The 18,915-nt window shown below is 72.0% G+C and carries 14 protein-coding genes and 1 pseudogene; 7 read left to right on the top strand and 8 right to left on the bottom strand.

The window, feature by feature from the left end:
* Window positions 1-70: 70 nt before the first annotated feature.
* From ACFWV2_RS07130 to ACFWV2_RS07115, 4 genes are all read right to left on the bottom strand, one after another.
* The gene (locus ACFWV2_RS07130; RefSeq protein ID WP_384402907.1) at window positions 71-1,504 is read right to left on the bottom strand and encodes a GH1 family beta-glucosidase; all 1,434 of its coding nucleotides are present in this window, start codon (window positions 1,502-1,504) and stop codon (window positions 71-73) included.
* Between the two features lie 80 nt (window positions 1,505-1,584).
* Window positions 1,585-2,499 carry a carbohydrate ABC transporter permease gene (locus ACFWV2_RS07125; protein WP_384402904.1) on the bottom strand — a complete coding sequence of 305 codons (915 nt, stop codon included), beginning with the start codon at window positions 2,497-2,499 and terminating at the stop codon, window positions 1,585-1,587.
* A 4-nt stretch (window positions 2,500-2,503) separates the two neighbouring features.
* Window positions 2,504-3,508: a sugar ABC transporter permease gene (locus tag ACFWV2_RS07120; RefSeq protein ID WP_360787414.1), complete on the bottom strand. Its 1,005-nt coding sequence runs from the start codon at window positions 3,506-3,508 to the stop codon at window positions 2,504-2,506.
* Between the two features lie 93 nt (window positions 3,509-3,601).
* Window positions 3,602-4,951, bottom strand: a complete 1,350-nt coding sequence (locus ACFWV2_RS07115; protein WP_384402901.1) for an ABC transporter substrate-binding protein — start codon at window positions 4,949-4,951, stop codon at window positions 3,602-3,604.
* Window positions 4,952-5,321: 370 nt separating this feature from the next.
* Here ACFWV2_RS07115 and ACFWV2_RS07110 point away from each other — a divergent pair, with 370 nt between their 5' ends.
* Complete coding sequence (locus ACFWV2_RS07110) at window positions 5,322-6,344, top strand: LacI family DNA-binding transcriptional regulator (protein ID WP_384402898.1); 1,023 nt, start codon at window positions 5,322-5,324, stop codon at window positions 6,342-6,344.
* Window positions 6,345-6,742: 398 nt separating this feature from the next.
* Here the strand turns inward: ACFWV2_RS07110 and ACFWV2_RS07105 are convergent, their stop codons facing one another.
* The 3 genes from ACFWV2_RS07105 to ACFWV2_RS07095 form a co-directional block, all read right to left on the bottom strand.
* On the bottom strand, window positions 6,743-7,435 hold the full coding sequence (locus ACFWV2_RS07105) for a D-Ala-D-Ala carboxypeptidase family metallohydrolase (RefSeq protein ID WP_384403271.1): 693 nt from the start codon (window positions 7,433-7,435) through the stop codon (window positions 6,743-6,745).
* A gap of 259 nt (window positions 7,436-7,694) precedes the next feature.
* The gene (locus tag ACFWV2_RS07100) at window positions 7,695-9,437 is read right to left on the bottom strand and encodes a glycoside hydrolase family 6 protein (protein WP_384402895.1); all 1,743 of its coding nucleotides are present in this window, start codon (window positions 9,435-9,437) and stop codon (window positions 7,695-7,697) included.
* A gap of 38 nt (window positions 9,438-9,475) precedes the next feature.
* Entirely contained in the window at window positions 9,476-11,026 is a 1,551-nt protein-coding gene (locus ACFWV2_RS07095) for a cellulase family glycosylhydrolase (protein ID WP_384402892.1), read from the bottom strand.
* Window positions 11,027-11,303: 277 nt separating this feature from the next.
* Here ACFWV2_RS07095 and ACFWV2_RS07090 point away from each other — a divergent pair, with 277 nt between their 5' ends.
* The 4 genes from ACFWV2_RS07090 (at window position 11,304) to ACFWV2_RS07075 (ending at window position 16,682) form a co-directional block, all read left to right on the top strand.
* Window positions 11,304-14,225 (top strand): glycoside hydrolase family 48 protein, encoded by a 2,922-nt coding sequence (locus tag ACFWV2_RS07090; RefSeq protein ID WP_384402889.1) that lies wholly within the window; start codon window positions 11,304-11,306, stop codon window positions 14,223-14,225.
* A 192-nt stretch (window positions 14,226-14,417) separates the two neighbouring features.
* Window positions 14,418-15,491: a LacI family DNA-binding transcriptional regulator gene (locus ACFWV2_RS07085; protein WP_384402886.1), complete on the top strand. Its 1,074-nt coding sequence runs from the start codon at window positions 14,418-14,420 to the stop codon at window positions 15,489-15,491.
* Window positions 15,472-16,011, top strand: a complete 540-nt coding sequence (locus ACFWV2_RS07080; RefSeq protein ID WP_384402883.1) for a SigE family RNA polymerase sigma factor — start codon at window positions 15,472-15,474, stop codon at window positions 16,009-16,011. The genes ACFWV2_RS07085 and ACFWV2_RS07080 overlap by 20 nt, the downstream gene beginning before the upstream one ends.
* On the top strand, window positions 16,011-16,682 hold the full coding sequence (locus ACFWV2_RS07075; protein ID WP_384402880.1) for a hypothetical protein: 672 nt from the start codon (window positions 16,011-16,013) through the stop codon (window positions 16,680-16,682). Before ACFWV2_RS07080 ends, ACFWV2_RS07075 begins: the two co-directional genes overlap by 1 nt.
* 15 nt (window positions 16,683-16,697) lie before the next feature.
* On the opposite strand, the pseudogene ACFWV2_RS07070 reads toward ACFWV2_RS07075, so the two are convergent.
* A pseudogene (locus ACFWV2_RS07070) lies at window positions 16,698-17,107 on the bottom strand (hypothetical protein).
* Between ACFWV2_RS07070 and ACFWV2_RS07065 the strand changes: the two are divergent.
* Together ACFWV2_RS07065 and ACFWV2_RS07060 are read left to right on the top strand one after the other, a co-directional pair.
* A complete protein-coding gene (locus ACFWV2_RS07065) occupies window positions 17,106-17,285 on the top strand; it encodes a hypothetical protein (RefSeq protein WP_384402878.1) in 180 nt (59 codons plus the stop codon). The pseudogene ACFWV2_RS07070 and the gene ACFWV2_RS07065 sit on opposite strands and share 2 nt — an antisense overlap.
* Window positions 17,286-17,356: 71 nt before the next feature.
* Entirely contained in the window at window positions 17,357-18,859 is a 1,503-nt protein-coding gene (locus ACFWV2_RS07060) for a carboxylesterase/lipase family protein (RefSeq protein WP_384402875.1), read from the top strand.
* Window positions 18,860-18,915: the final 56 nt, after the last annotated feature.

Below are 18,915 nucleotides of genomic sequence, written 5' to 3'. Positions count from 1 at the left end.
CCACCCCATGAGGGAAGGCCGTGCCGGGGAACCCGGCACGGCCTTCTCCCCGCTTCCCGTGGTCGCGGGATCAGGGAGCGTGCAGCTCACCCGTGCGCGCCACCCGCGCGTACCAGCGGGCGCTCGACTTCGGGGTCCGCTCCAGGGTGTCGTAGTCCACCCGGACCGCGCCGAACCGCTTCGAATAGCCGTAGCCCCACTCGAAGTTGTCGAGCAGCGACCACAGGAAGTAGCCCCGCACGTCCACCCCGTCGCCCATCGCCCGGTGCACCGCCTCCAGATGGGCGTGCACGTACGCCGCCCGCTGCGGGTCGTGCACCGAACCGTCCGGCGACACCACGTCCTCGTACGCCGCCCCGTTCTCGCTGATCACCAGGGGGAGCTGGGGGTACGCGTCCGACACCCGCTTCAGCAGGTCGTACAGGGCGTCCGGGTCGACCGCCCAGCCCATCGCGGTCGGCTCGCCCGGCCCACGGTGGAAGGCGACCTCGTCGGCGCCCGGCCACGGCGAGAACTCGCTGTTGCCGTGACCGTCGTCCTGCGGCTTCTCGGCACCCTCCGCCACCTGCGAGACGATCGTCGGCGCGTAGTAGTTGATCGCCAGCAGGTCCAGCGGCTGGTGGATCGCCGCCGTGTCCCCGTCCTCGACGAAGGACCAGTCGGTCAGCCGCGCCGTGTCGCGGATCAGGTCCTCGGGGTAGGCGCCCTCCAGCATCGGGCCCAGCCAGACCCGGTTGCCGACTGCGTCGATCCGGCGGGCGGCGTCCCGGTCCTCGGCGGAAGCGGTCAACGGCCGCACCTCGTGCAGGTTGAGCGACACCGAGAGCAGCCGGTCCGCGGGCAGCGCCGACCGCAGCGCCTGGACCGCGAGACCGTGCCCGAGGTTGAGGTGGTGGGCGGCGCGCAGGGACGCCACCGGGTCGGTGCGGCCCGGGGCGTGCACCCCGGAGCCGTACCCGAGGAAGGCGCTGCACCAGGGTTCGTTGAGCGTGGTCCAGCGGCTCACGCGGTCGCCGAGGGCGTCGGCGACGATCCCCGCGTACTCGGCGAACCGCTCGGCGGTCGCGCGCTCGGGCCAGCCGCCCGCGTCCTCCAGCTCCTGCGGCAGGTCCCAGTGGTAGAGGGTGAGCGCCGGCTCGATCCCGGCGGCGAGCAGCTCGTCGACGAGCGCCCGGTAGAAGTCCAGACCCTTCTGGACGGCGGGCCCCCGGCCGGTGGGCTGCACCCGGGACCAGGAGACGGAGAACCGGTAGGCGTTCAGACCGAGTTCGGACATGATGCCGACGTCCTCGCGGAACCGGTGGTAGTGGTCCACCGCGACATCGCCGGTGTGGCCCTCGAAGACCTTGCCGGGGGTGTGCGAGAAGGTGTCCCAGATGGACGGGGTACGGCCGTCCTCCGCCGCGGCTCCCTCGATCTGGTACGCGGCGGTGGCCGCGCCCCAGAGGAAGTCGGACGGGAACGAGCGGGTGGCGGTGAGCGGCCGGGTTTCGGACGCGGTCATAGGAGAGAGCTCCCAACGCGGGGTACGGGGTGAGGACGTGCGGTACGTGAGATGCGTGCGGTGCGGAGAGGTGACGTCGGTCAGCTCTTGACGGCGCCGGCCGTGATGCCGCCCACGATGTGCTTGCCGAGGAAGGCGAAGACGAGCAGCAGCGGCACGGTGGATATCAGGGCGCCGGTCAGCACGATGGCGTGGTCCACCGAGTGGTTGCCCGCGCCGAGACCGGCGAGCGCCACCTGCAGGGTGGGGCTGCCGTCGGGGGTGAGGGCGATGAAGGGCCAGAAGAAGTCGTTCCACGCCTGGACGAAGACCAGCATGCCGAGCACGGCCATGGCGGGCCTGGCCACCGGGAAGACCACGTGCCAGATGATCCGGAGGCTGTGCGCCCCGTCCATCCGGGCCGCCTCCACCAGCTCCATCGGCAGTGCCTCCACCAGGAACTGGCGCATGAAGAACACGCCGAAGGCGGCCACGAGGGAGGGCAGGACGACCGACTGGAGCTGGTCGAACCAGCCGAGGTCGGTGATGATCCGGTACAGCGGGATGACACTGAGCTGCGGCGGGATCGTCATGGTGGCGACCACCAGGGAGAGCATCATGCCCCGGCCCCGGAAGGGCAGCTTGGCGAAGGCGAACCCGGCGAGCGTGGAGAACATGACGGTGGACAGCGCCACCAGGCTCGCCACGACCGTGGTGTTGATCAGCGCCTCGCCCATGTCGACCTGGTTCCAGGCGAAGCTGAGGTTGTCCATGAGGCGGGAGCCGGGCAGCAGCGGGGCCGGGGCCTCGACGACCCGCTCGCCGGTGTGCGAGGCGGCGACCACGTTCCAGTACAGCGGGAAGAGCGAGACGAACGCGGCCACGGCGAGCAGGACGTAGGTGAGCGGTCCCGCGTGGTGCTGGCGTCCGGCGGACTGCCGGAACCGGCTTCCCGGCCGGGCCGCCTTCGGGGCCTCGGTCTCGGTCTGCGGCGTCGTGTCGAGTGTGCGGGCCATGAGGTCAGCCCCCCAGCTTCTTGCGGTTGTGGCGGGAGACGAGCGCCTGGACGCCGCCGACGAACAGCAGGAGCAGCAGCATGACCCAGGCGATGGCCGAGGCCTGGCCCAGCGCGCCGGTGATCCACCCCTTCTCGTACATCAGCAGGCTCAGCGTCTGGAACTGGTTGCCGCTGCCGCCGCTGATGCCCACGCTGCCGCCGAAGAGCATCGGCTCACCGAAGAGCTGGGTGGCGCCGATCGTGGAGACGACGATCGTGAAGAGGATGGTCGGCCGGATGGAGGGGATCGTGACGCTGACGAACTGGCGCCAGCGCGAGGCCCCGTCGAGCGACGCCGCCTCGTACAGGTCCTGCGGCACGGCCTGCATGGCGGCCAGGTAGATCAGCGCGTTGTAGCCGGTCCAGCGCCAGGTGACGATCACGGAGATCGCGATCTGCGCCGGCCACTTGGACGACTCCCAGTTCACCGGGTCGAACCCGACCCAGCCGAGGACGCCGTTGATCATCCCGTAGTCGGTGTTGAACAGCTGGGCGAAGACCAGGGTCGCCGCCGCGATCGAGGTGGCGTACGGGGCGAGGATCGCGACCCGGAAGAAGCCCCGGCCGCGGAGCTTGTAGTTGAGCAGATGCGCGAGACCGAGGGCCATGAGCAGCTGCGGAACGGTCGACAGCACCCCGATGGTGAAGGTGTTGAAGAGCGCGTTCCAGAAGAACTCGCTGGTCGCGAGGTCGGTGTAGTTCTCCAGGCCCTTCCACGTCGGGTCACCGCCGAGCTCGACCCGGTTGAGCGAGAGCCAGCCGGTGTAGATGAGCGGGAAGAGCCCGAAGGCGGCGAAGGTGAGGAAGAAGGGGGCGATGAAGACGTACGGGATCGCCTTGAGGTCCCAGCGGTAGAGCGTGCTCCGCCAGCCGCTCCGGGCGGAGTGGCGGCCGCGCGGGCCGGGGGAGGAGGGCGGTACGGCGGGCGGCGGGGAGCCGTCGGGCCTCGCCCGAACGGAGGTGGCCACGGGGGCGTCCTTCCAGGTCGATGCGTGCGGTGGCGCGGACGGTGCCGGTCCGCCGCCGCTCACGGGCGGCGGCGGACCGGCAGACGCCCCCCGCTACTGGTCGATCTTGTCGTCGACCAGCTTCTTGACGTTCTCCCAGGCCTTGGCCGGGTCGGTGCCGCGCTGCTCGATGTCGAGGATGCCGTTGTCGGTGAGGAAGGTCTTCACCTGGCCGTCGTAGCGGCTGATGGACGCGGGCGTGATCCCGGCGGCCGCGCTGGAGAAGATCTTGCCGACGGGGGTGTCACCGAAGTACGGCAGCTTGGCCTCCTGGACGGTGGACGAGGTGAGCGTGTCCTTGGAGGAGGGGATGTTGCCGTTCACCGCGAACACCTTGGCGTGCTGCTCCGGCGCCGTCAGCCACGCGGCCAGCGCGGCGGCCTCCTTGGTGTGCTTGCCGGACTTCGGCACGGACAGGAAGGCGCCTCCCCAGTTGCCGGCCACCGGCGGTGCGGCGATGTCCCACTTGCCCTGGTTGGCCGGGCCCGCCTGGTCCTTGATGATGCCGGTCATCCAGCTGGGGCAGGCGACGGTGGCGAACTTGCCGTTCTTGAAGGCGGCGTTCCAGGTGCCCTTCTCGTCGAACTGGCGCAGCTTGGCGGTGAGTCCGCCCTGGGCCGCCTTGACGGCGGTCTCCCAGGCCTTCTTCACCCCGGGGCTGTTCTCCCAGTCGAGCTCGCCGCTGGTGTTGGCGTACTGCACGGGGTCGCTGGAGACGACCGCGTTGAAGAGGCCGCTCGCGGAGTCGTGGAAGGCGGTGCCGGCGGGCGCGGCCGCCTTGTACTTCTCGCCGGTCGCGATGAACTTGGCCCAGTCGCCGGACCACAGCTTGCCGACGGCGTCGCGCTCCGTGGGCAGCTTGGCCTTGGCGAAGAGGTCCTTGTTGTAGCAGATGGCCATGGGGCCGATGTCGGTGCCGAGGCCGATGAGCTTGCCGTCGGCGGTCGTCGCCTGCTTGACCTTCCAGTCCAGGAAGTCCTCGGGCTTGGCGCCGCCCTCCTTGCCCAGGTCGACCCACTTGTTCGCCATGGCCGGTCCGGTCGCCTCGGCGATGTAGCCGACCTCGACCGCCTGGATGTCCGCGAGGCCGCTGTTCTGGGAGAGGCGCAGCTTCAGGGTGTCCCAGTACTTCTGACCGTCGGAGACGTTCGACTCCTCGATCTTGATGTTCGGGTGGAGCCGCTCGTACTCGGCGTAGAGCTTGGCGCCGGTCTTGTTGTCGTAGCCGAAGGAACCGAAGGTCCCGACCCGCAGCGTGATCTTCTCGCCGGCCTTGGCGCCGGTGCCGCCCTTGCCGTTGTCCTCGTCGCTGCCGCAACCGGTGAGCAGGGTCGTGCCGGTCACGACGACGGCGACCGCCGCGATCGCCGCCCGGCGTCCGCGTCTGCTGCTGGAAGTGCGCATTCCACTCTCCTCGTCCAAGGTGGTGCTCGTTGTGCGCCAAGAGGTCCGGCCGAATGATCGCGGCTCGGCGGTGTCCGCCAGGACCTGATGCAAGGCTGTACGCGTCCCGGATGGGAGCGCTCCCACGTCGTTGCCGGAAGGTTGCTGCCTGGCGGGTACGGGTGTCAAGACATGAACGCGGATTCGTTACCGGAAGGTTTTCCGGGGGTTTCGCGGCTCAGGGGCGTGATGTTCGCGTCATCTCCTGAACGCACGCGCGTGGCGCGGGGGCGTGGGAGTGGACTACGGTGGGAGCGCTCCCATCGCTGCTTTCGTTCTTGGCGGGCGTGTGGTGAGCTGCGCGTTGTCCTACGAGGGGAGTTCGGGAGTTGTGAGCGGACGGCAGAGCGGCAGACCCACCCTGGAGCAGGTGGCCGCCAGGGCAGGGGTCGGCCGGGGCACGGTCTCCCGGGTCATCAACGGCTCCCCCCGGGTGAGCGAACAGACCCGTACGGCCGTCGCCCGAGCCGTCGCCGAACTCGGCTACGTACCCAACCAGGCCGCCCGCGCCCTCGCCGGCAGCCGCACCGACGCGATCGCGCTCGTCATCCCCGAGGCCGAGGCGCGGCTCTTCGCCGAGCCCTACTTCCTGGACCTCATCCGCGGCGTCAGTGTCGAACTCGCCGAAGCCGACAAGCAGTTGCTGCTCACGCTGGTCCGCAGCGAGCAGGAGCGACAGCGCTTCGAGCAGTACCTCGCGGCCCAGCGCGTCGACGGCGTCCTGCTCGCCTCCGTCCACGGCGACGACCCGCTGCCCGACCGGATCAGGGAACTGGGCCTCCCCGTCGTCATGAACGGACGCCGCGCGGAGGCCGAGCCCGTGCCGTACGTCGACTCCGACAACATCGGGGCCGGGCGCGCGGCCGTCGCGCACCTCGTGGGACGCGGCCGGAGCAGGATCGCGACCGTCACCGGGCCGCTCGACATGTACGTGGCACGCGCCCGGCTCGGCGGCTACCGGGCGGGGCTCGCGGAGGCCGGGATCGGGCCCGACGAGGCGCTGGTGTCGACCGGGGACTTCACCGAGGAGGGTGGCCGGCGGGCCATGCGGACGCTCCTCGACCGCAGGCCGGACCTGGACGCCGTCTTCGCCGCGTCCGACGTGATGGCCGCGGGCGCGCGCGGGGCGCTGCGGGAGGCGGGGCGCCGGGTGCCCGAGGACGTGGCCCTGGTCGGCGTCGACGACTCGGCGGTGGCGCGGCTCATGGACCCGCCGCTGACGAGCGTGCGGCAGCCCATCGAGGAGATGGGCCGCACGATGGCGCGGATGCTGCTCCAGGAGATCGCGGGCGCGCCGGAAGGAGCCGGCCGCCACGTCCTGCCGACGGAGCTGGTGGCACGGGAGTCCTGCTGAGCCCGGGGCCAGGGGGGCCCGCCGCCTCCGGCGCGGCCTGAGCGGAGGGGCGGAGTGCGGGCGGCCGCGCCGGGTCTGTCGGGGAAGGCCGACTGGCTCGCCTTCCCGCCGGTGCTGGCTGGGGCGTGCGCCGGGGCCCTCCAGGGAGGCACCGCCTGCTCGGCCTGCCGGAAGGGTCGAGCGTGGGGTGCCGGGCCTGTCCGGGAAGTCCGGTCGGTTCGGCTTCCCGGGCGGGCCGAGTGCGGTCGTGCGCCGGACCTGCGCGGGCCCGCGGGGCCGGCCGGCCCGGCCTGGGGGGAGGGGCTCAGCGTGGGCGTGCGCACCGGGGCCCGCCCGGGAAGCGTGGCCGGTTCGGCTTCCCGGGCGGGCCCCGGCGTGTTCGGGGTCAGTGGGGCGGGTCAGATGCCGCAGCTGGGGGCGGACCAGAAGCGGCTGCCCCGGTGGTCGAGGTGGGTGTGGTCGTCGTGGCCCGCGTAGCCGGGGCCGAGGATGCCGTTGAAGCCGTGGTTGCGGGCCTGCTGGGCGAGCCGGCACAGCGAGTGCGGGCCGGCGCCGAGGTCGGCCGCGTCACCGTAGAGGTGACGGCTCGACGAGGCGCCGCCGACCGCGTCGTTGCAGGCGTGGCTGCGGAAGCCGCTGGTGACCCGGATCGACGCGTCGCCGAGGGCGTGGCGGAGCGCCTCCAGCTTCCACATGGTGCGCAGGGCGTTGGACTTGGCGGTGGCCGCGCTCACCGCGCCCCCGGCCCAGGTGCTGTTGCAGTTGTTCAGTTCGGCGTAGGAGAAGTGGATCGGGGTGCAGTCGTCGTCCTGGAGGTCGTAGATCTTGGCGAAGGTCGCGGGTCCGGCGACTCCGTCGGAGCCGAGGCCGTACGCCGTCTGGAAACGCTTGACGGCGGCGACGGTGGCGGGCCCGTAGGACCCGTCGATCGCGAGCACGCCCCCGCTGCCGGGGTAGCCGGCCACCCGGATCTGCAGTTGGGTCACATCGGCGCCGGAGGCTCCCTGGGACAGGGTGCGCGACCAGGTGTAGCAGCCGTCCGCCCGGGCGGTCCCGGCCGTGGCGACGACGCCCGCCAGACCGGTGACCATCAAGGCGAAGGCGAGGAGGAACCTCGGGAGAAGGGAACCGAGAACGTGTCCGTGCATCGTGCGGGCCATCGTGCGGGCCTCCGTCAGTCGGTTGATGTGCACCTGCCACGGGCAGAGTGGACGCTCGGTCGACGCGCGTCAACCACGCGGGAGCACTGCCACATGTCCGACCAATGACGGTTCCCCGGCGCGCGCGACGGTGCCGCACCCGTCCCCCCGGACGGATGCGGCACCGCGTGCGCTCGTGTGCGCCGGTCCGCTACAGGGCCGGGTGGGCGTTCTTCATGAGCTCCTGGAACTGGGCCGAGAACCACTGGCCCGAGATCGGCGCGTCCGGCAGCGCGCCCGACATGCTGTTCCCGTTACGGGCGTTGCCCGTGTACGTCGGGTCGCACATCCGGTCGAAGCCCTTGCCCTCGTTGTTCGGGATCTCCTTGGAGGCGCCGTCGGACTCGCCCGGGGGCTTCATCCAGACGTACGCGTCGATGCCCGCGGCAGGGGCCGCCTTGGGCCGTTCGCCGAGGCCCGCGCCGGCCTGGTTGCACCAGTTGCCGAGGTGGATGCGCCGGTCGTACTTGCCTCCGTTGACGTACGTGTCGACGTTGGTCAGCGCGCCCGGACCGGTGGGCCGCTGGGCGCCGCCCCAACCGTTGCGGGAGGTGTCGATCAGCATGCCGAGGTTGCTGTCGAAACCGAGCGAGACCAGCTTGGTCCGCATGGCCTGGGCGTAGGACAGCTCGTCGGTGTACCGGTTCCAGTCGACCCACTTCGACTGGCGCACCGAAGTGCCGTTGACGGAGTCCTCGATCTTGAAGTGGTCCTCCTTCAGGGCGCTGTAGTTGGCGGTGTTGACGATGAAGCCGTGGACGTTGGACACCGTGGAGCCCTCGGCCGTGGCGGCCTGCTTGAACAGCTCGGCGGACGCGCCGAAGTTGTCGTCCCAGCCCAGCCAGCCGTGGTGACCCGCGTCCACGTAGTTGTAGACGTTGCCGATCGAGCCCAGCTTCTTCAGCGCGTAGCCGACGCCGGTGATGTAGTTGCCGTTGGCCTTCATGACGTCACAGTTGGGGGTGGCCGTCGGACGCCCCGAGACGTTGGTGACCAGGTTCGGCAGCGAGTCGATCTCGACCGTGGTGACGATGCGCAGACCCGCGTACTTGGGGTCGCCGACGATCGCGGCGATCGGGTCGATGTACTCGGTCTTGTAGCGGCCGATCTCGGTCGGGCCGAGCTCTCCGTTCGATGCGAGCGCGGCGCAGTCGCGGCCGGGCAGGTTGTAGACGACCAGCTGGACGACGAGCTCTCCGCTGCCCTTCTGCTTCAGGGCCTCGTCGAGGTGGGCGCGCAGCCCCATGGAGGTGGCGGAGCCGTTGATGGCGGCGATGCGGTCCAGCCAGACACCGGTGGGCTGGCCGGAGATCCTGGTGCCGCCCGGCTCGGCGGCGGCCTTGGCGGCCCACTCGGGGTTCACGTACACCTTGGCGCCGGCGTACGGGTTGTCGGCCTTGGTGCCCGGCGGCGGGGTCGTCGGCGGCGTGGTCGGCGGGGTGGTCGGGGGCTCCGTCGGCTCGGTGGCCCCGTTGCAGACGACGCCGTTGAGCTTGAAGGTCGCGGGCACGGCGTTGGTGCCGCTGTACGAGCCGTTGAAGCCGAAGGAGGTGGAACCGCCGGTGCCCAGGGTCCCGTTGTAGGAGAGGTTCTTCGCGGTGACGGCGGCGCCGGACTGGGTGATGGTGGCGTTCCAGCCCTGGGTGACCTGCTGGTTGCCGGCGTAGGACCATTCGAGGGTCCAGGCGGAGACCGGGTCACCGGTGTTGGTGACGGTCACGTTGGTCCCGAAGCCGGTGCTCCACTGGTTGGTGACCTGGTAGACGACCTTGCAGCCGGGGGCGGCGGCGCCGGCGGTGGCGGTGCCGAAGACGGTGGCGGTGGCGCCTGTGGCCGTGACGAGGCCGAGGGCCGCCAGGAGGGCGGTGCGACTGGTGCGACGGGTGCGGCTCATGCGGGTGGGGGTTCCTTTCAGGTGACTTTCGTGGGACTTCACGGGGTGAGGGCGCGCAGGCGGTCGCGCAGCCCGATGCCGAATGCGGTGGGGGTGCCGTCGTACGAACTGATCAGCGCGGGACCCGAGGCGCAGTTCCAGGTGTTCCAGGTCCAGCCCAGGTACGAGAGGCCGCGGTCGTCGAACCACTTCATGACGCGGTCGATGAACGCGTGTCCGCAGGTGTTCTCACCGATCTCGCCCGCCAGCAGAGGTACCTGGGCGGCTACCGGGGCGAGGGTGTCGTTCCAGCACGTCTCGGTGGAGCAGGTGTTGAAGTTGTAGACGTGCCAGGCGGCGGCCAGATTCTCCGCCGGGTCCGTGGGGCGGTGCGCGAGCCACTGGCTCAGGTCGTTGGAGTACGCGATGCCGGGGACGAGGACGAGGTTCTTCGCCCCCGTGGCCCGGACGGCGTCCAGGAGGTCCTGCATGCCGGCGACCTCGTAACCGATGCCGGGGCAGGTGCCGCCGTCGCGCCAGCAGGACCAGGCCTGTGCCGCGGTGGAGGTCGCCCGGTCCGGGTAGGGCTCGTTGAACAGGTCGAAGACGACCCGCTCGTCGTTCTTGAAGGTGTTCGCGACCGAGGTCCAGAACGCCGGGGTGTACCGCGCGTTCGGCATCGGCTTCTGGCAGGAGGCGTGGACGTCGGAGCAGCCGGCGGAGTTGCCGGTGTACTCGCCGTACGTCCAGTGCAGTTCGAGGACCGGGGTCATGCCGTGGGCGAGGACCCTGGTCACCAGGTCCTTCACGGCGTCCGTGTAGTGCGCGCCGCGGTACTCGGGCTTGATGTTGTCCAGGCCGAGCCAGCACTCCTCGTTCAGGGGGATGCGGACCGTGTTGGCCTTCCAGCCGGCGATCGCCCTGATCGAGGCGTCGTCGACGGGACCGTCCCAGATGCCGTGGCCCTGGACGCACATGAACTCGCCGCCGGAGCGGTTGACGCCGAGCAGGCGGCGGACCGCGCCGTTCTGGTCGACGAACTTGTCGCCGACGACACCGAGTTCGGGCGCGCCGGACACCGGCGTGGGCGGGGGGCTGGTCGGAGGGGTGGTGGGAGTCGTCGGGGGAGTGGTGGGCGGGTCGGTCGGAGGAGTGGTGGGGTCGGTCGGTGCCGGGGTCGGGGTGGGTCCGTCCGTGGTGCAGGGCGTGCCGTCGAGCGTGAACGCGGTGGGGGCCGGGTTGCTCCCCGTCCACGAGGCGATGAAGCCGGCCGTCACCTTCGCGCCGGTGCCGAGCACGGCGTTCCAGCTCTCGTTCACGACCGTGACGTCCGTCCCGGACCGGGACCACTTGCCGCCCCAGCCCTGACCGACGACCTGGCCGGCCGGGAAGGAGAAGCGGAGGTTCCAGCCGTTCAGGGCGGCACCGCCGTTGGAGACGGTGACGGCACCCTGGAAGCCCCCGGCCCACTGGTTCGAGACCGAGTACTCCACCGTGCAGTCGGGTGCGGCCGCGGCTCCAGCGGCCGTACCCATGAGGGCGAACGCGCTGCTCGCCATCGTGAGCGCCACTCCGGAGAGCAGCGCGGTCAGACGTGGGGGATGTCGCATGAGCGAGTCCTCGCAGCGAGGGCACACCCCTGACGGTGTGCCGACCGGACGGATTCGCTCCCACTGGTCGGGCAGACCGTAGCGTCAACTCACGCCAAGCAAAAGAGGGGTTGGGTAAATTTCCTCGTCGATTGCCTTCGACTCTTCGCGCACCTTGACGCCGTTGCGTCCCAACTGCACAGTGGGAGCGCTCCCACTGGTTCAGAGCTTGTCTCCAGGCACCTACCGCGCTCTTCGCTCCCCCCCGACCTCCCGAGCCGCGAGGAGAACCACCCGCATGCCACGCCTACGACCAAGAACGAGCCCACGCCGGCCGCTGACCGCCCTCGCCGCGGCGCTCTCCCTCCCCCTCGGCCTGCTGGCCGTCGGCGCCACCACCGCCACCACAGCCCAGGCCGCCGCCGTCCAGTGCAGCGTCGACTACAAGACCAACGACTGGGGTTCGGGCTTCACCGCCGAGCTCACGCTCACCAACCGGGCCGCCACCGCGCTCGACGGCTGGACGCTCACCTACTCCTACGCCGGTGACCAGAAGCTCACCAACGGCTGGAGCGGCGTCTGGACGCAGTCCGGCAGAAACGTCACCGTGACCAACGCGTCCTGGAACCGCACCCTCGCCGCCGGTGCGGCCGTCACAACCGGCGCCCAGTTCACCTACAGCGGGACCAACGCCGCCCCGACCTCCTTCGCGGTCAACGGCGCCCCCTGCACGGGCGCCCACCAGCCCCCGGTCACCGTCCTGACCAGCCCCACCGCCGGAGCCGTCTACACCCAGGGTGACCCGGTGCCGCTGGCCGCCACCGCCGCCGCGGCCGACAGCGCCACCGTGGCCAAGGTGGAGTTCTACGACGACACCACGCTCCTCGGCACCGACACCACCGCGCCCTTCACCCACAGCGCGGCCGGCCTCCGCGCCGGCGCCCACTCCCTCTACGCCAAGGCCTACGACAGCCTGGGCGCCTCCGCCGAGTCGGCCCCCGTCGGCATCACCGTCGCCGCGGGACCCGCGCTCGTCGCCTCCCCGAGCCAGCTCGGCGTCCGCCAGGGCGCCACCGGCACCTTCGACCTGAAGCTGTCGACCGCCCCGAGCGCGAACGTCACGGTGAGCGTCGCCCGTACCTCCGGCAACACCAACCTCACCGCGACCCCGGCCGCGCTCACCTTCACCCCGGCGAACTGGAACACCGCCCAGAAGGTGACCGTCGCCGCCGCGGCCACCGGCACCGGCTCCGCCGTCTTCACCGCGTCCGCCCCCGGCCACACCAGGGCCGAGGTGACCGTCGCCCAGCTGGCCGCGGACTCCACGTACGACGCCCGCTTCCTCGACCTCCACGGGAAGATCACCAACCCGGCCAACGGCTACTTCTCGCCCGAGGGCATCCCGTACCACTCCGTGGAGACCCTGATCGTCGAGGCCCCCGACCACGGGCACGAGACGACCTCGGAGGCGTACAGCTACCTGATCTGGCTCCAGGCCATGTACGGCAAGATCACCGGTGACTGGACCAAGTTCAACGGCGCCTGGGACACCATGGAGAAGTTCATGATCCCCACCCACGCCGACACGCCCACCACCGGCTCCTACAACGCCTCGAAGCCCGCGACGTACGCCCCCGAGTGGGACCTGCCCTCGCAGTACCCGGCCCGGCTCGACTCCGGCGTCACCTCCGGCCCCGACCCGATCGCCGCGGAACTCAAGAGCGCCTACGGCACCGACGACATCTACGGCATGCACTGGATCCAGGACGTCGACAACGTCTACGGCTTCGGCAACGAACCCGGCAAGTGCTCCGCCGGACCGACGGCGACCGGCCCCTCGTACATCAACACCTTCCAGCGCGGCCCGCAGGAGTCCGTCTGGGAGACCGTCACCCACCCGACCTGCGACAACTTCACGTACGGCGGGAAGAACGGCTACCTCGACCTCTTCACCGGGGACGCCTCCTACGCCAAGCAGTGGAAGTTCACCAACGCCCCCGACGCCGACGCCCGCGCCGTCCAGGCCGCCTACTGGGCCGATCTCTGGGCCAAGCAGCAGGGCAAGGGCACCCAGGTGTCCGCGACCGTCGGCAAGGCCGCCAAGATGGGCGACTACCTGCGGTACGCCATGTTCGACAAGTACTTCAAGAGGGCCGGGAACTGCGTCGGCCCGACCGCCTGCCCGGCCGGCACCGGAAAGAACAGCGCCCACTACCTGATGTCCTGGTACTACGCCTGGGGCGGCGCCACCGACACCTCCGCCGGCTGGTCCTGGCGCATCGGATCCAGCCACGCCCACGGCGGCTACCAGAACCCGCTGGCCGCCTACGCCCTCAGCTCCTACGCCCCGCTCAAGCCCAAGTCCGCGACAGGACAGGCGGACTGGGCGACCAGCCTCGACCGGCAGCTGGAGTTCTACCGCTGGCTCCAGTCCGACGAGGGCGCCATCGCGGGCGGCGCCACCAACAGCTGGCAGGGCCGCTACGCCACCCCGCCGGCCGGCACCCCCACCTTCCACGGCCTGTACTACGACGAGAAGCCCGTCTACCACGACCCCGCGTCCAACCAGTGGTTCGGCTTCCAGGCCTGGTCCATGGAACGGGTCGCCGAGTACTACCAGCAGACCGGTGACGCCGAGGCGAAGACCGTCCTCGACAAGTGGGTCTCCTGGGCGCTGTCCAAGACCACGATCAACCCGGACGGCACCTACCGCATCCCGTCGACCCTCCAGTGGTCCGGCAGGCCCGACACCTGGAACGCGGCGAACCCCGGCGCCAACGCCGGCCTGCACGTCACCGTCGCCGACTACACGAACGACGTCGGTGTCGCCGCCGCCTACGCCAAGACCCTCACCTACTACGCGGCCAAGTCCGGCCACGCGGAGGCGAAGCGGGTCGCCAAGGCCCTCCTCGACGGCATGTGGGACCACCACCAGGACCCGCTGGGCGTCGCCGTCGAGGAGACCCGCGCCGACTACAACCGCTTCGACGACCCGGTGTACGTGCCGAGCGGCTGGACCGGCGTCATGCCGAACGGCGACACGGTGAACAACACCTCCACCTTCGCCTCGATGCGCAGCTTCTACCAGGACGACCCGGCCTGGCCGAAGATCGAGGCCTACCTGGCGGGCGGCGCCGCCCCCGTCTTCACGTACCACCGGTTCTGGGCCCAGGCGGACATCGCCCTGGCCATGGGCTCGTACGCGGAGCTGCTCGAATAGCAGCCGCCCCGCACGGAGGAACTCCGCGTACGACGAGACCGGGCGGGCCCCGCGAGGGGACCGCCCGGTCCCGACCGCCGTCCTGACCCGAACCCGCCTGGACAGCCCGCCGAGCGGCCGCTTAGGGTCAGGGTTCGAATCACCGACGGGCACCGGACGCCCGGAACACCGGGACTGCCGAGGAGCGCGCACGTGGTCACCCTCGCCGATGTCGCCCGCCACGCCGGGGTGTCGGCCAGCACCGTCAGCTACGTGCTGAGCGGCAAACGCTCCATATCCGCACCCACCCGCGAGCGGATCCAGCACAGCATCGACGCCCTCGGCTACCGGCCGCACGCCGGCGCCCGCGCGCTGGCCAGCAGCCGGACCGGCATCCTCGCCCTGATGATGCCGCTCCGCACCGGTCTCTACGTACCGGTCCTGATGGAGATCGCCATGGCCGTCACCACCACGGCCCGTTCCCACGGCTACGACGTCCTGCTGCTCACCGGCGAGGAGGGCCCCGAGGCCGTCCGCCGCGTCGAGGGCAGCGCCATCGCCGACGCCATGATCGTCATGGACGTCGGGATCGACGACCCCCGGCTCCCCTGCCTCCGGGAGGCCCGCCGGCCCGCCGTCCTCATCGGGCTCCCCACCGAGTCGGCCGAGACCGCCGACACCGCCGGACTCGACTGCGTCGACCTGGACTTCGAGGCCGCGGGGGCCCGCTGCGTCGATCACCTCGCCGGCCTCGGCCACACCGGGATCGCCGTCCTCGGCGAACCGCCCGCCGTGTACGCACGGGGTACGGGCTTCGCCGCCCGCACCCTCACCGGTCTGCGCGCCGCCGCCCGCGCCCACGGCGTCGGGCTGCTCCACCGGCCCGTCGACGGCACCTACGCGGCCGTCGCCGCCGCCCTCACCCGGATCTTCGAGGAACGCCCCGGCACCACGGGGCTCGTCGTCCAGAACGAGGCCGCCGTCGAACCGCTGCTCGCGCTCCTGCGCCAGCAGCGGCGCGCCGTGCCCGAGGACGTCTCCGTCGTCGCCATCTGCCCCGACCAGGTCGCGGTCCACGCCTCCGTACCGCTGACCGCCGTCTCCGTACCCGCGCAGGACATGGGGCGGCTCGCGGTCGAGCGGGTCGTCCGACGCCTCTCGGGGCAGGACCCCCGGGGCACGGAGCTCATCGCGCCCCGGCTCACCGCCCGCGCCAGCACGGGTCCGGCCGCGCCCGGCGCCCCCTCCGCCCGCACCGAGGACCGGCGTGATCACGACGGACACTGAGGGCGGCGAAAAGGCCGCGGAGTTCCGGGACTTCTTCGAGCGCCACTACGCCGAACTCGCCCGGCTCGCGCATCTGCTGACCGGTGAGACCGACGCCGCCGACGACCTCGCGGCCGACGCCATGCTCGCCCTCTGGCACCGCTGGGACCGGGTCCGCGCCGCCGACCACCCCGCCGCCTACGCCCGGGGCGTCGTCGCCAACCTCGTCCGCACCCGGATCCGGGGGACCGTCCGCGAGCGGCGCCGTATCGCCGCCTTCTGGGACCGGCGCCCCGACCACACCGAGGGCCCCGACGTGCCCGCCGTCCTCGACGTCAGGGCGGCGCTGCGGGCCCTGCCGTTCCGCAAGCGCGCCTGTGTCGTGCTCCGGCACGCCTTCGACCTCTCCGAGCGGGACACGGCCCTCGCGCTCGGCGTCTCGGTCGGTACGGTCAAGAGCCAGACCGCCAAGGGCATGGCGGAACTCCAGCGGTCGCTCGGTCCCCGGGCCGCATCCGAACTCGCCTCGGGAAGGCACTGATGGACGAGACACGGCTCCGTCGCGAGCTGCGGGAGGCGGCGCTCGCGCACCGGCCCGACCGGGCCCGCATCCTCGCCCGGGTGGAACGCGGCCTCGCCGAGCCCGCCCCGGGAGCCCGGCCGCCACGGCCGGCAGGCCGGTGGAGCGGGCGGCGCATGACGGCGGTCGTGGCCGTGACCGCGGCCGTCGCCGGGCTGGTCGGCCTCGGCGGTCTCGCGGCGACCACCCTGGGGGAGCGGCCCGAAGGACCCGCCACCGCGGTGCCGGCGCCCGGCCCGTTGGCGCGGGTGGCCGCCACCATCGACCCGGCCGGCAACCGCTGGTGGGCGCAGAGCGAGCTGGCCCTGACGACGGAGACCCCGGTCGGCGGGCTCACCGTCGAACTGCGGGTGGCCCGCACCCCCGATGTCGTGAGCACGGGCCACTGGCGCACCCGCCCCGCCGAGGACTTCACCGTGACGGTGGCCGAGGAGGCCGGGGCCCTGGTCTACCGCTGGACCCTCAGGCCGGGCCGCACGGTTCCGCCCGGCCCCCATGTCTTCGCGGGCCAGTACAACCACGCCGAGGGGGTACGGGACGCCTCGGCCGACACGTACACCGTCGTCCTGACGGGCTCCGACGGCGGCCGGTCCACGCTTCGGGGCGCCTTCGGGGCGACTTCCGCGAAGTGACCCGCGGGGGTGCGGTCACGCGCCCGTGGTGGAGCCGGGCCGGACGATCATCAGGACGACGACGACCGCCCAGAGGACGTTGAAGACGCCGGTGAGCATCGCCAGACGGGTCGCCGTGGGCCGGGCCTCCGTCTCGGTCGTGGGGCCCTCGGCCAGGGCGAGCAGGCGTCGCTGGCCGGGCAGGACGGCAAGCCCGAGGAGGGCCGCGGCGATCGTGGTGAGGAGGAGCGAGGCGATCAGCCAGGCGTCGGTCAGCACGCCGAGCCGGGCGCCGGTGGCGATTCCGAACACCGGCACGACGACCCCGCGACGGCGTAGACGGAGCAGACGCGGTGCAGGAGGACGGCCGTCCCGAGCCCCTCGGGGCTGCCGTCCGGCGTCTCCCCGCGGCAGGCCCGCAGCGCGTGGCGCGCGGGCGTCGCCATGGCGGTGACGACGCTGGCCCTCGCCACCGCCGCCGCCCTCGCCGTGAACTGGCCGTTGCTCGCCTGCGCCGGAGCCCTCGCGGCCGCCTCCCACGCGGCGGTGGCGACCTCGGCGCGCGCCTGCCGCCGCTGCGCCCGGCTGCCGGAGCCGAAGTCGCCGCCCCTGCCCTCGTATTGACATCACCCGCGCGTGAATCGTGGCGATCTCGGTGTTGGCGCCGCCCGCAACCGCGATGCCACGCTGGGGCCATGGACCTCTTCAGGACGACACACGGCGCGGTGCGCGGCTTCCGGGCCTCCGCCGATGTCGTCGCCGTGCTCGGCATCCCCTACGCCGCCCCGCCGTTCGGCGCCCACCGGTTCCGAGAGCCCGCCCCCGCGTCCGGGTGGACCGGGGTACGGGACGGCACCGCCTTCGGCCCCGTCGCCCCCCAGTCGGCGGAGCTGCCCGGCGCGCCCGTGTGGTCACCCGGCGACGAGGACATCCTCACCGTCAACGTCTGGACCCCGGCCCCGGACGGCGGGGCCCTGCCCGTTCTCGTCTGGATCCACGGCGGCGCCTACACCTTCGGTTCGTCGGCCCAGCCCGACTTCGACGGCGACGCGCTCGCCCGCGCCGGTCTGGTCGTGGTCACCTTCAACCACCGCGTCGGCTTCGAGGGTTTCGGCCACGTCCCAGCCGACGGGACCACCGCCCACCCGGACAACCGGGGCCTGCTCGACCAGGTCGCGGCCCTGCGCTGGGTGCGCGAGAACATCGCCGCGTTCGGCGGCGACCCCGACAACGTGACGGTCGCCGGGCAGTCCTCCGGGGGCGGTTCGGTGGCCTGCCTCATGGTGATGGACCGCGCCCGTGGACTGTTCCGCCGGGCCGTCGTCCACAGCCCCGCCAGCCCCTGCCACCCGCTCGACGTCGCCGCCGCGACCACCCGCGAGGTCGCCGCCGCCGCGGGCTGCCCCGCCACGCCCGACGGCCTCGCGGGCGCGACCCCGCAGGCCCTGGTGCTCGCTTCCGACCAGGTGGTCGACACCTACCGGAGAGACCCCGCCTCCGGGTCCCGGCACTACGACCCCTCCCTCTACGCCCCCGTCCTCGACGGCGACGTCCTGCCCACCGACCCCCTCACCGGGATGGCCGCGGGACTGAGCACGGGAGTGGACCTCCTCGTCTGCCACACCACCGAGGAGTACTGGCTGCTCGACGCCGTCGGCAGCAGCGCCAAGGTCACCACCGACGCGCGACTGGCCCGCTTCGCCCAGGACTTCGGCCTCCCCGGCGGTCTGGTGGCCGGCTATCGCGCCGCGCTGCCCGGGGCGCCGGTGCTCGACGTCTACCTCGCCGTCTTCGGCGACCTCCTGTTCGCGGAGTACGCCCACCGGCTCGCCGAGCTGCACGCCCGCGCCGGCGGCCGGACGTACCTCGCGCGCTTCGACCGACGCCGCACCGGCCCGGACGGGGAGGTGCGGGCCTGGCACTGCGCGGACATTCCCTTCGCCTTCGGCAACGTCGACAGCGAGGACATCGCCTTCCTCATCGGCGGCGCCCCCACCCCCGAGGACCACGACCTCTCCCACCGCATGGTGCGGGCCTGGGCCGACTTCTCCGCCACCGGAGACCCGGGCTGGCCTCCGGTCGACGACTCCGGCACCCACGCACGGACATGGCGCACCGACGACACCCCCGCCGACGACGTCCCCACGGCCCCCCGCACCCTGTGGGCCGACGCCCGCTTCCCCCTGCTGCGCCCGTGAGGACTCTCCGGCCGGAGCCCGCCGGGGAACGGGAAGACCACCGGACCCCGTGGAGG

It is taken from the genome of Streptomyces sp. NPDC058671, from assembly GCF_042716475.1.
Lineage (GTDB): Bacteria > Actinomycetota > Actinomycetes > Streptomycetales > Streptomycetaceae > Streptomyces.
Note: the sequence above shows the minus strand (reverse complement) of the source record. Positions and strands in the feature narration are given on the sequence as shown.